The 13,319-nt window shown below is 44.3% G+C and carries 9 protein-coding genes; 5 read left to right on the forward strand and 4 right to left on the reverse strand.

All coding sequences use genetic code 11. The features are described from left to right. Window positions 1–134 precede the first annotated feature (134 nt). A complete protein-coding gene (locus PPIS_RS22415; RefSeq protein ID WP_010375344.1) occupies window positions 135–1,376 on the forward strand; it encodes a UPF0149 family protein in 1,242 nt (413 codons plus the stop codon). Between the two features lie 86 nt (window positions 1,377–1,462). Here PPIS_RS22415 and PPIS_RS22420 read toward each other — a convergent pair whose 3' ends face one another. Beyond that, window positions 1,463–3,154 carry a hypothetical protein gene (locus PPIS_RS22420; RefSeq protein WP_010375343.1) on the reverse strand — a complete coding sequence of 564 codons (1,692 nt, stop codon included), beginning with the start codon at window positions 3,152–3,154 and terminating at the stop codon, window positions 1,463–1,465. 387 nt (window positions 3,155–3,541) lie between these two features. Between PPIS_RS22420 and lodA the strand changes: the two genes are divergently transcribed. Next, on the forward strand, window positions 3,542–5,626 hold the full coding sequence (lodA, locus tag PPIS_RS22425) for a CTQ-dependent lysine 6-oxidase LodA (RefSeq protein WP_010375342.1): 2,085 nt from the start codon (window positions 3,542–3,544) through the stop codon (window positions 5,624–5,626). Window positions 5,627–5,631: 5 nt separating this feature from the next. Then, window positions 5,632–6,762, forward strand: a complete 1,131-nt coding sequence (gene lodB, locus PPIS_RS22430; RefSeq protein ID WP_248694177.1) for a lysine-epsilon-oxidase maturase LodB — start codon at window positions 5,632–5,634, stop codon at window positions 6,760–6,762. 68 nt (window positions 6,763–6,830) lie between these two features. Here lodB and PPIS_RS22435 read toward each other — a convergent pair whose 3' ends face one another. Continuing rightward, window positions 6,831–7,136: a hypothetical protein gene (locus PPIS_RS22435; RefSeq protein WP_010375339.1), complete on the reverse strand. Its 306-nt coding sequence runs from the start codon at window positions 7,134–7,136 to the stop codon at window positions 6,831–6,833. Window positions 7,137–7,248: 112 nt separating this feature from the next. Between PPIS_RS22435 and PPIS_RS22440 the strand changes: the two genes are divergently transcribed. Beyond that, window positions 7,249–8,130, forward strand: a complete 882-nt coding sequence (locus PPIS_RS22440; RefSeq protein WP_010375337.1) for a LysR substrate-binding domain-containing protein — start codon at window positions 7,249–7,251, stop codon at window positions 8,128–8,130. A 159-nt stretch (window positions 8,131–8,289) separates the two neighbouring features. Here PPIS_RS22440 and PPIS_RS22445 read toward each other — a convergent pair whose 3' ends face one another. Continuing rightward, the gene (locus PPIS_RS22445; protein WP_010375335.1) at window positions 8,290–10,200 is read right to left on the reverse strand and encodes a S9 family peptidase; all 1,911 of its coding nucleotides are present in this window, start codon (window positions 10,198–10,200) and stop codon (window positions 8,290–8,292) included. Between the two features lie 171 nt (window positions 10,201–10,371). Beyond that, complete coding sequence (katG, locus tag PPIS_RS22450) at window positions 10,372–12,558, reverse strand: catalase/peroxidase HPI (protein ID WP_019647448.1); 2,187 nt, start codon at window positions 12,556–12,558, stop codon at window positions 10,372–10,374. 202 nt (window positions 12,559–12,760) lie between these two features. On the opposite strand from katG, the gene PPIS_RS22455 reads away from it, so the two are divergent. Continuing rightward, window positions 12,761–13,051, forward strand: coding sequence for a hypothetical protein (locus PPIS_RS22455; RefSeq protein ID WP_249031273.1), 291 nt, complete (start codon window positions 12,761–12,763; stop codon window positions 13,049–13,051). Window positions 13,052–13,319 lie beyond the last annotated feature (268 nt).

Below are 13,319 nucleotides of genomic sequence, written 5' to 3' on the forward strand. Positions count from 1 at the left end.
TAGAGATCGCCGCGTGAAGTGGTTTTTACCAGTGGGATCTAGTATGGTAGGAGGGCATTTATTCCGCGATGTTTTTGTAGAGTTCGCTGCGTAAAGCTGCCCCTACCTACCCAATTATTAAAGGAATGTTCTATATGACTCCAAGTGCGTTACGCAAAGCAGTTAATGCCTTTTCTCAATATACTCAGCATCAACCGGATTATTATTTTGTTGAAGGCTATTTGATTGGCAAAGTTGCCATTAATGATATTGCTGAAATACACGAGTGGTTGCCTGAGCTCTTTGGTGATTACACGGCTATTTACCGTGCTCAGTTAGAGGCCTTAATGGATTTGCATGAGCAGTGCGTTTCAAGCTTGGATGGAAAAATTTATAAGTTGCCAAAAGAGTGTGCGCTCTCTAAGCAAGACTTTGCTGCATCATTAGCAAAGGGGGCTCCGTTACCGAGCTTTTGTCTTGGTCTGCTTAAGGCGTTGGATAAAGTATCTTTTGAGAACTTGTCACTAGAGCAGAAAGGTGCGGTAAGTGAATTACAACAACAGCTCACCGGGTTTACTAGCTTAGATGCAGCCAAGGAGGCGTTTTCACACGCTGAGCCTATGATGCCTTTTGAGCGAGAGGCTCATGACGTAAAGCGTTATTTGGCAGGCGCGATTATGGAGTTAGGGGATACTTTAATTTGGGATCCTGAATTAGACAACGAGTTCGGAGCGTTTGAATTTGAAGAAGATTTTGACGAAGAACAAGAAGAAATAAGAAACTCACTGATTGAGAACTTACTCAAATTGACTCACATCGATTCAATCCCTTTACTTGACCAGTTTATTCATAATGAAGAACAAGACTTTATTACGCCTGATTATATTGAGGAAAATCAAGGTGATTTTTGGCTTATCCACGAAACCAGACCTTATATGTTTATTCGTTACCATAAAGCGTGGATTTACTTTTGGGCAGACAGAGTACAAGAGGCGGTTGATGAACTAGAAGTGCTGCTGCGACTTAATCCTAACGACAATCAGGCCTGTCGATACCTGTATGTGAACGGTTTAGTGATCTTAAAACAGTGGGATAAACTACAAGCTTGCCTCGGTGAATATGAAGAAGAGAGTATTTTTATGCTATCTGCAGAGGCGTTGATGCGTTTTGCGCAGGATGGCGAGAGCAAAGCCTTGAATGAGCTAAAAGCAACAATCAAAGGGTACAATAAGCACTTTATCAAGATGCTTACAGGTCAAGAAAAGACTAAGCAAAAAGAGATATATGGCTACACACTGGGTTCAAAAGAAGAAGTCTTAAGTTATATAGATTGTGGTGGCAAAAAAGCCTGGTTAAGCGTTGAAGGAAGCCTCTTTTGGCTGCGCAAGAAAAGTTAATAGTACTTTGTATCAGGCACGCTGAGTGAGTCTATTTAGGAAAAGGCCCTAAATGATAGGGCCTGTTGGTTGGGGGTTGTGTTACGTTATATGCCTTCAATCATCCACTTAGCGGATAACTGGTCCGGCTCGCCATGGCGATTTAACTCAGGTTGGTTTTGTGCTTGGTTAAACCAAATATATTGCTGCCAAAATTGATTTTTGATATTCCAAACACCACCTTGATATATCAACGAGTAGAGTGCTTGTTTAGGGGAGTCTACGAGCTTGAGATAACCTGCGCTTTTGCTGCTGTAACTTAAAAACAGTGAAGGGGCTTGAGTGGCTCTAAAATAGTGCAGACCCTCAGCATTGGTTACCTGAATTAAATCGAGAGGCTCATTTGGGCTAAAGGTAATTCGGGTGTCATTATTCAGGGTCTGTGCCGCTAAATACTGATTATTTACTGGCGACTTTATCGTGATTTGTGTGCCCGAATCACCACTTAACTGCGGATATGTCCAGCCGCTTGGTGGCGTTTGCCAGGTTAGAGATTTCCAACGCCAGTTGTAGGGTATATCTAAGTGTGGGTCGTTAAGATCTTCAAAACCAGGTTCGGCTTCGATATTAAAAAGACATTGGTTTCGCTCTGCATCTAGCTGTGCAACACGCTCGGCTTGGCTAGTTGTACCTACATTTAGCTCTGCCATACAGGCTTCAAGCGACTTCCCTTTTCCCGACTCATTAGGGGCCAGTACATAAGTATGGTCACGTTTACTTTCGTCCTCATACCAAGCCAGCATAGCTGCCTCGTCAAACGACAACCAGTTTTGTACTAGTCGCTGTGCTTCTTGCTCGGCTACGCTACGTCTTTGTGCTTTTGGTATTGCCATTGTGCGAATAAACGCAGCCCAGAGATCTTTACTGGCCTCCAGCGCGACAATCGCAACCGGTTTCATGCTACTAATACGATAAGACTGCCAACCAGATTCTAAGCGTGTATTCGCTCGCCAAATTACATCGCCACTGGCGAAGTTGAGCACATCTTTGGTATCGTGCGAATGCTGCTCGGCACCTTCAGAACAAAGGTAAGCTTTTACTTGCCAAACCTTTTCGTAGTTATCTTTTGGGAGCCTTACCGTATGTTCTGGACTAAATGAGTCTTGAAATAGGTGAACAGCACGGCCAAACAAAAAGTAATTATGATCTACTTCCGCAAGGGCGGCGTGGCCACCACCATCCCATACCTTGAGGCGCTTTTCCTCAGCCATAGCCGCATCAATAAAATGTTGAACAAAGCGTTTTTGCGCGCGATAAGCTGCATCTACACCACCTTGGCCTGCAATATCATCATAGCGGCGCATAAAGTGATCTAGCTGAATGTCAGCCGGCTCTTGCGAGACTGCGCTAAAGCAGTTTGGGCCGGTAGGGTCGGTACTGGCGTTGGTGACGTTAAATCCAGCAATATCAACCCAGCGCTCACCAACGATGGCGGAGTTCACACTGTCGTATCTTGGTTCATAGAGCGGGTTGTTGTTTAACTGGGACTGGAGTCGAGTAATTTCATCTTGTGCGGTATGTAGCGCGATGTTCTTTGCCAAACCATAGCGCCAAGCGTGTCTGGGGTCGTTGGGATCTGGTTCGATAATGTGTTCGGCATCCAGCACTTCAAGTGCTGCGGTGCGGGTTAACCATTCATGTCCCATGGGCATGATCCCTTGTCCACCAAATTGGGTGAATGCTTGAACTGTGCTGCTTAATGCAAGTCCTAGTGCAAATGTGAGAGGCTTTATTTTCATATCTACTCCTTGAAAACTAAAAGCAAAAAATAACGTTTTTACTCAACTGAGGGACAAGGATTATAGTTTGTGAAATAAATGTTTCAATTAATTTTTGTTTGTAACGAATAAGTTTTCTAATCACCTGATTTGTTCTTTGAGTGTTAGGCTCTTACATGGTTTAAAAAAGATAAAAATATTTTTCAATTAATATCATATGGTTGTTGATTATTTTGTTCGTGTCGTATGTTCTGTAATGAAGTGAAATATACACATTTTATTGCTGGTGCTACAGTTACTCTACTTAGCTGGGACTCAATTTAAGCGAAAGTTAGCGCACACTTGAGTATGTTTTGTTAACAAGTGTGTTGTTTTGTGCCGTGGTTACTATATCTAAAGGATATAAATATGAACTATTCACTTCACCCCTCTGTCGGTGTCGCAAGACTCGGTAATAGCGATGGTCAGTTTTATTTAGCACCAGACAAAATAGGTGGTTTACCGTTTGAATCCGATGAATGGGGCAATCAGATAGACAGCCCTGTCAGTCAGTTTAAAGATGCAGAAGGCCGGATCCGCAGACAGGGCCAACCCTTTAAAATCATTGACGAAAATAACAATGAACTAACGTTATCGAGCGATAACGTGAAATCCATTAGTTGGACCGTACACGTCGCGAATAAAAAGGCGGCATGGTATGAGTTTAATGAATTACAAGGCAACTTACTCTATGGTCAAGATAATAGTTATAGCAATCGCAACACGCCTTGGCGTAATGCAGATGCAACGGATCGTCGAAGCCTAATTATTGACCCAGGTCCAAGAACGATATCTGGCGCAAATGCAAAAGCTGAATTTGACGCCGCCAGTGCCCCTGCAGGATATCCGGTTAGTTTCCCTCCCAAACCGTGCCAAGGCACTGAAATAAAGTCGCTCGGAGATATTTTAACCGATAACGAAGGCCGCTTAGTAGTACTTGGCGGTAAAGGGAATGCGGGTGGTAACCAGCCTCTTGAATCTTACGGTGGCGCGGACACGTGGCATGATGATATTGCGGATGGGACTGTGTATTGCACGGTTACGTTTGACGATGGTAAAACCTTGCAGCTCTCAGCTTGGGTAATTGTTGGCTCTCCGGACTTTGCACCGGAAATCGTCAATATCTCCAACCTCAGTGATACTATGTTTGACGTTGCGGTACGTGAACAAAACTTATGTCCTGAGCTTTACAGCAATGGTGAGTATCAGTCTTCTTATCAGGCAAATTATTACCAAGATATTGAGCCGATTATCCAGCGTATCAGTCGGTATCAGTGGGTATCAAATGTCCAATCTATGTCGGCATTTGTTTCCAATATTTTTGATTTTAAAGACAGCTCTGAAGATAACAAAGCGAATCGTCAGGCTTACTTTAAGTATTTTAGACAGCCAGTTGACCCAGCCACAGTGCAGCAAACTCCGCCAAACGATCAAACCAATCAGCAACTCTTCGAGTATGGTATTGAGGGTAATTTACCACTGATGCCAATGAACTCTGGTAGTAACTCGGTGAGCAACGCTGAAGACAATATTGTCGATAAGTTTCTGACGTTAACGCAGACTCAATATTTCTTACTGAGTCAGTGGGCTGCTGGTAACTTTTCAAGTGCTAAACCTTCAGCGCCACAGAGCGCAGTCGATGAGTTTGGCGTATTTTATGCGGATCAAGGTAGCGTGGGTAATTGCGTTGGCTTACCTATGTGTCCAGGGATTGAGGTAACGTGGAGTTTACAAAATCCAGCAGTGTACGCGGCGCCTTATATCATCAAAGATCAAAGCATGGGTAATGGCTTTCCGAGCGGTTTGGATGCTGAGCGTGATGAGTGCGAAGGCGGTGGATGTCAGCCTGGAGATTTAACCAAGCGCATGGCATGCCCATGGCAAGCTGACTTTTTCAATTGTACCATTCAAAATGTGAACTTTACCGAGCCAACGGTGAATAAAGTGAATGTCGGCACGGAAGACGATCCGCAAATGGTGCCTGCTGCCCCAACTTACTACAGTTACTGGTGGCCACCGCAAAGCCCTTGGGATGTATTGACGAATCAATTTGATGATCAATCACTTACTCACCTTCCAGCTGGCCAGCAAGTCAACTATGCACGGGGTATTAATAGTTTTGTGCAAATGGTTGAGCATTGGTCGGCACTTGGTTTTATCCGCAATCAAAATAGTGATGAACCGAATTTCCCGTATTTTACGGAAATCGAACGTAATCACCAATTGTTTGCGTATAAGGATGTGCCTGTTTCCGATATTACCGGGAATTGCCAAGACGACGGAACTGATATTCCGGTGTTTTACATTCCTGATGACCTTAAAGATCACCTGTCTTGCGGGTGCTCTAAGGCCAAAGCAATACTAAAAGGGCTTGAAGAAAAAATGGCGAAGCCAATTACGCAAAAACGAGCTGCGAAAAAAGTGCCTCGCAGCGGTACTCGAACAAGACGGTAATGGGTATGAATGGTACTCACGAATGTGATGTGCTAGTAATTGGTGCTGGCCCTGCTGGGGCTAGCACCGCATTAAACTTGCTCAATCACACAGACCTATCAGTCATTTTAATCGAGCAGTCTGATTTACAAAAATTAAGAATTGGCGAAAGTGTATCTGCAAGTGTGTTTTCGGTATTGGAGTATTTGCAGATAGACAGAGCGGATTTCGGTCCGCACTGTTTTACTCCAACTCAAGGTAATAGTGCGTTTTGGGGAAGTGAGCAATCCGCTAATCGTCACGCGATTTTTGCACCAGATAGAGCAACCTATCAAATTAATCGTGAGATATTCGATCTAACCTTGCTCGAAAGCACGATCCAGCGTGGTGGTACGGTATTCCCGCGCACTAAAAGCAAAGCAATTACTCAGTTACAAGACGGCCGTTATTCAGTGGTCGTGAGTCATCCTGACTATGGTCAGTTTACCATTGTTTGCGAGTATCTTGTGGATGCGTCTGGGCGTAATTCGCTGATTGGCAAATCTCTAGGAGCGGCTGTTCAGCAATATGACAGACTTACAGGGGTTGGTGCCTTCTTTAAAGTAAAGCGAGGGGCGCTTGAGCAACTGCAATTAATTGAAAGCGATGAATTTGGCTGGTGGTACAGTGCGGCACTTTCTAACGATATGTTAGTTGTAACGTATTTCAGTGATTTTGAATTGCTCTCAAAGCAGCGCTTAAATCGTCTAACGCAGTGGCAAGCTCACTTAGGTAGCAGTAAATATATGTCAAGGCGGGTTGAGGGGGCAAAGATGGTCGACGAAAATCTATGGATCAGACCTGCCGGGAGTCATTTTAGCAGTTTTGCTCATCTCAAAAATTATTTACCTGTGGGGGATGCGGCTTGTGCGTTTGACCCTATTTCTTCTATGGGATTAGGGTTTGCCATGACATCGGGGTGCCAAGCGGCAGCCATTATCGGCAATACCAAAACATCTCAAGCATTTATGCATAGCAGCAAAGTATATCAACAAGACTTAGCACATCAGTTTGATCAGTACTTAGCGCTAAAGCAGCAGTTTTATAATAAGGAAAAACGTTGGTGTGATGCGCCTTTTTGGTTCAAGCGGCAGCAGCTTATCAATCAGGTTGCTTAACTGAAGCTAACCGAAGAATAACAACTGCTAGCGCACAAGTTGTTATTCTGATTTCGGGTTAGCTTATATTAAAGCAAACTTAAAATGTGTTTGGCATTTTGCCGGGCAAGGCAGCCCTTGACGGGATCGGTTGAAAACGTTTTAGCCGATATCTCCATAGGCTCCCCTTCATGAAGTACATCACCGCTATAGACCTTAACTCGACAGGTCGTTTTGTTTTGCTCTTCTGAATAAACAAGCTCCACTTTTTCGGCCTTCATAATTAAGTTTTTGTAGGGGTATCCTGCATCGGTAAATACTTTTTCAGTTTGTACCTGCTCGGATGTTGATGCGAGTGCTGCTAGAGGAAATGCAAGAATAATTGCGTATTTCATGATAAAGACTCCTTCCGTCTCTGATTTCATTGCTAAGTATTGTGTGCATTCATAAAACTGACAAACTAGAAATTCTGACCTATAGTTAAGTTTTAATTAAGTAAGATGGCGAATGAAATCACCTCCACTCAAAGGACTTTGGTATTTTAAAACGGCGGCAGAATTAGGTAGTTTTAAGCAGGCGGCGGAAGCCTTATTTGTGACTCAAGCTGCCGTGAGTCAACAGATAAGAACCCTCGAGCAACAGCTTGGTTGCATGTTGTTCGAGCGGCAAACAAGGAAGGTATTGCTAACTCAGCAAGGGCAAGACTTGTTGCCTTACTTACACAAGGCCTTTGGGCAAATGGAAATGGGTCTATCGACGTTAAAATCAGATCCGAACCCAAATACTATTAACCTGTCGGTTTTGCCTTCATTTGCTACTTGTTGGCTTTTGCCTAGATTGGCGAGCTTCAACAAGGCGTTGCCAGACTTCCAGCTACGTATTGATCCTACTGAGCAACTCGCCGATTTTAACCACGACGATATCGATATTGGGATCCGCTTTGGATTTGGTAACTATCCGGGACTAAAAAGCGAACTCATCGCGGAGGATGAGTTAGTTCTTGCCTACCGCCCTGGATTAATTGACCCAAACCAACCGCTGCGAGAGCAGCTATCAAAGCTCAATTTTATTTATGACGAAGGTAGAGATAATGAACATGCGTGGCTTGAGCTAAACAAGCAACTGGGTTTAAGTGGTCATACATTCAGTAATCTTAAAATTGATAATGCGGCATTGGTGCAGCAGGCAACGGTGGCTGGGCAGGGGTTTTCTTTGTTACGTCGACGTTTAGTGAATCAATCTTTAGAGCTTGGCCAGTTAGAAATCTATCCCGACTTTGCATGGTTGTGTGAATATCGCTACTTCTTGGTCGCACCTGAGCGTCACTTTGAGTGGCCTAAATTAAAGGCGTTTAGGGATTGGATAGTTGCCGAGCTTAGCGCGTGCTGAATTCTCCGAAGCTCAGGTTTTCTCGCTTCAAAATAGATTTCGTAATTAAGCTAATTGGTATAATTTTGGTCAAAGTATAGTCATAAGCAAGCAGTGTGAGTAGTTCGGATCCGAGCTAAATAACCTGAAGTTAGATACTCGGATCCGGCAGCCTATTTGTTAAAGGTGCTTTTTAAGAAAGTCGAGATAGGCTTGAGAGGCCTCAATACGGTTTTCCTTTTTAGAGAACCCATGCCCTTCATCGTCAAATAGTACATATTTGACAGGCACATTGTTTGAGCGAACGGCTTCGACCAATTCATCACTCTCTACTTGAAGTACACGAGGATCGTTTGCACCTTGCACAACCATCAATGGCTTAGTGATATTTTTGGCATGGAAAAGTGGTGAGATACGATGCAAACGCTCCTTATCGGTAGCCGGATCGCCTAACTCATCATATAGAGACTTCCTATATGCTTCCCACCATGGTGGAATAGACTCAAGGGTTCTTACCCAGTTAGTCACACCAAAGATGTTGATCCCTAATTTGAACTCTTCAGGTTCAAATGCCAGTGCCGCTGCAGTCATATAGCCACCGTAGCTTCCGCCCATTATGCCGATACGATCAGCATCGACCCAGTCTAGCTGTTGTAGATATTTTTTACTCCAAACGATGTCTTGTAAATCATCCTCACCATGACGTTTGTCATCTAAGTGGAAGAAGGTTTTACCATAGCCAGAGCTGCCTCGGTTGTTTACGGCGAAAATCGCATACCCTTGATTAACCAAATGCTGAGTAAGAGCACTATAACCCGTCATGCTTTGGCCTCCGGGACCTCCGTGAACAAATACGAGCGCGGGCACCTTATTTGTCGAACTAGCAAGCTTTGGCTTGTAGAGTACGCCTGGCACTTCCAAACCATCAAAACTGTTAAAGCGAGCGATGGTGCTCTCGACCAAATGTTCGGTATTGATTTTGTCGCTCAAGGTTGAGGTCAACTGCTTAACTTCATCACTGCCAACACGCCATACGTACAAGTTATTTGGTGATGTATCTGAATTTAAATAAAAAGCCATCAGCTTTTCGTCATCGGAGAAGTTAACGCCGTTGATACTACCTGCAGGGAGCTTAGGGAGTTTGATGTCCTTTCCTGTTTTAAGATCGGTGATCGTGACTTTTACGCTAGAGTCTTCGTTCACACCGACAACACGATAGCGGTTGGAATCGGAGAAATATAAGAACCTCACGTCCCAATTTTTTTCTATGTACGGCGTGTGTTTACCCGCCGCGATTTCATAGCGCCAATTTTGATAAAATTCACCATGGGCATCGGTCCCATAGTATAAATATTTGTCGTCTTTAGAAAATGCTGAAGCGGAAAAGTTTGCCTCGTGCGCCACGTTTGAAATCTCAACGAGAGGGGCGCCGGGGTTATGTAAGTCGAGTAAGAATAAGTCGCTGTCTTTATTACCTTGCGCATTGATAAGTGCAAGGTAGCGATCGGTTTCACTCACCTGTTGGACATTTAAATTCTTGTCATTTTTATAAATAAGTTCACTTTCGTAGGTGGCAGCATCAAAGCGATATAGATCCATAAAGCGCTCGTCACGCTGGTTGCTTAACACGTAGAAGGCATTGTTATCGTTAGTAAAACCGATAAAACCAGCTCTCACTTTTTCTCCTGGCGTGAGATCTTTAACGTGGCCATTTTCGTCACGGACAAAAACATGAAAGCGCTCATTTCCACCGTTGTCTCGCGTGAATAAGATGCGGGGATCATTTGGAAAATATCCGATTGGGTAGGTTGAATCGGTGGCATCCGTTATTTGTGATCTTTCGCCGGTTTTGACGTCAACTTCATAGAGGTTATATATTCCCGACTCGTCAGAAGTGACCAAAATTTTCTGTGCATCAGGGCGAAACGCGCTGCCCTGAATATTTGTGGTATCAAAAAAAGTTTCTGCTGAATAGGTTTTAAAATCAGCGGCAACTTGATTGGTTTGCGGCTTACCAACTTGTTGAGTGGTTTGATTACATGCACTTAGCGTGGCGAGCAAGGTGCATGCAATGAGTGATTTTTTAAACATAATATCCCTGCATTCATTTTTATTATTGATTTCTAGCATATAACGATAGGAAACAATGGCAAGCATCTGGCTAGGGTTTTGTGTAAACCAATGTAGTGGTTAGGATGTGATTGTCTTTGCTGCTGAAAATCAGCGTAAAGAATAATCACATCCTAGGTTTTTTTTAAGTGGTTATTTTAGGTCAAATCGGTCTGCATTCATTACTTTTGTCCATACCTCAACGAAGTCGCGGACAAACTTCTCTTTGCTATCATCTTGTGCGTAGACTTCGGCGTAAGCGCGCAAGATAGAGTTAGAACCAAAGACGAGATCAACGCGAGTCGCGGTCCATTTTACCGTGTTCGTGTCGCGTGTTTTTATCTCATATAAGTTTTCTCCACTTGGCTCCCAACGATATGCCATATCGGTCAAGTTGACGAAAAAGTCATTACTCAAGGTGCCAACGTTATCGGTAAATACGCCATGCGATGTTTGCCCGTGATTGGTGCCAAGCACGCGCATGCCGCCGATCAGTACGGTCATTTCCTTGGCAGTGAGCCCCATCAGTTGGGCTCTATCAAGTAGCATTTCTTCTGGTTTTACGCTGTAGTGCTGTTTTTGCCAATTGCGAAAACCGTCATGTACAGGCTCTAATACATCAAATGACTCAATGTCGGTTTGCTCGTCTGTGGCATCGCCTCGTCCAGCGGTAAAAGGCACTTGAACTGATACTCCGGCATTTTTAGCCGCTTGTTCAACAGCAGCGCAGCCACCCAATACGATTAAATCAGCCATGCTTACGGTAGGCGTAAAATTACTTTGCACGGCTTCCAATGCCGCAAGCACTTTCGCTAGACGCTCCGGCTCATTTCCAAGCCAATCTTTTTGCGGGGCTAGGCGGATCCTCGCACCATTTGCACCCCCTCTAAAATCGGAATATCTAAACGTTCTCGCACTATCCCACGCGGTGGCTACTAATTCTGAAAGCGTCACATTGGTTGCTAGAATTTGTTGCTTGAGTGCGCTAATTTCACTGTCGTTTAGGGTGTAGTTAACGCTGGGGACGGGGTCTTGCCAAAGTAGATCTTCGTTAGGGACTTCAGGGCCTAGATAACGACTTTTTGGGCCAAGGTCGCGATGGGTAAGCTTAAACCACGCTCTTGCAAAAACATCGTTAAAATAGTCGGGGTCGGCATAAAACTTCTCTGAAATTTTACGATAAGTAGGGTCCATTTTCAGTGCCATATCGGCATCTGTCATCATCGGCATGCAGCGTTTAGATGCGTCTTCAGCATCAACTGGTTTATCTTCTTCTTTTATATTGATAGGCTGCCATTGCCATGCACCCGCAGGGCTTTTGGTTTGCTCCCATTCGTATGTGAACAGCAAGTAGAAGTAGCCATTGTCCCATTGAGTTGGGTTCGTCGTCCAAGCGCCTTCAATACCACTGGTTACCGCATCAGAGCCAATGCCACGCGAGCTGTGATTCATCCAACCAAAACCTTGTTCATGCAAGTCCGCGCCTTCGGGCTCCGGGCCTAATTCATCGGCATTGCCATTTCCGTGCGCTTTACCCACAGTGTGTCCGCCAGCGGTTAGCGCAACCGTTTCTTCATCGTTCATTGCCATTCGAGCGAAGGTAACACGCATATCTTCAGCTGTTTTTAACGGATCGGGATTACCATCTACGCCCTCAGGATTAACGTAGATAAGACCCATCATCACAGCGGCAAGCGGGTTTTCTAAATCGCGTTCGCCGCTATAACGGCTGTTTTGGTTATTTGAGGGAGCCAGCCACTCTTTTTCGCTGCCCCAGTAGGTGTCTTTTTCTGGATGCCAGATATCTTCTCGGCCACCGGCAAAGCCAAAGGTTTTGAATCCCATCGACTCATAAGCAACATTGCCCGCCAGCACGATTAAATCGGCCCACGAAATACGATTGCCATACTTTCTTTTAATCGGCCAAAGTAAACGCCGCGCTTTATCTAAGTTTCCGTTGTCCGGCCAACTGTTTAGCGGAGCAAAACGCTGATTACCCGTGTTTGCGCCACCGCGACCATCCGCAACACGATAACTGCCTGCAGCGTGCCATGCCATTCTGATCATTAATCCACCATAGTGTCCCCAGTCGGCAGGCCACCATGGCTGCGAATCTGTCATAAGTTGTTCGAGGTCTTTTTTCAGGGCGGGATAATCAAGGCTGTTAAATGCGCTTTTGTAATCAAAATTGGCATCCATCGGATCGGTTTTCGTATCGTGCTGATGCAATATGTCTAGGTTCAGGCTATTTGGCCACCATTGGTGCTCGCTATGCTCTGACGACGTATTTGCACCATGCGCAAAAGGACAAATCGATGGTGTGTTTTGCTTCTTATCCATGGGAGATCCTTGTTTGTTCGATGACGGAAGATTGCTAGGGCCTGTTTATCTTTTAAGTTTGTTTTTGCAGAAGTTTGATCGATATGTACATCAGGCAATTTGTACGCCGCGAGCAAAACACGCTCAGAGGAACAAAAATCAAATCGCAAAGACTAATAAACCCTAGGGCCTGTTGATCTTTCAAGTTTGTTTTTGCAGCAGTTTGATTGGTATTTATACAAGGCAGAGCCAGTGTAGCATAGTCACTCTATGTAAGTCTGGCGATAACACAGTAGAAATGCTAATCAAGCGCTGCCCTTTGGGTTCATCTGAGTGCGCTTTGTTCATTGTTGCTCAACTTTTGCCTAGATTACTAGGCGGCAAGTCGAGCGTCGCGACCAAAACACACTCAGAAGAACAAAAATCAAACAGCAAAGGTCAACAGGCCCTAGATAAAGGTAGTCCCGGTAAGTGCTTTTTACCAGATTTCGGTGGCCTTAAAGGCCAATATTGAATGCTAAGAGAGCGGTGACACTTGTGACTTTCTGGGTAGTGAACACGCTAAATCTTACTGAGTACATGATTTTTAATTAGATGCTTGAATATTCAATAAAAGTAAATAAATATTGCGCAAATCGTCTAGAATCATTTGTTGGAACGATTTAATTGTGTTATCAGTATAAAAAGGCGCAATAAATAACCTATTTCATTCCCTGTGGTGATAATAAGAAACTTTCTATCGTCAGCGTCTAATTATAATTTGGAACGTTACAAAGGAAACC

The sequence above is a fragment of the Pseudoalteromonas piscicida genome, from assembly GCF_000238315.3.
Lineage (GTDB): Bacteria > Pseudomonadota > Gammaproteobacteria > Enterobacterales > Alteromonadaceae > Pseudoalteromonas > Pseudoalteromonas piscicida.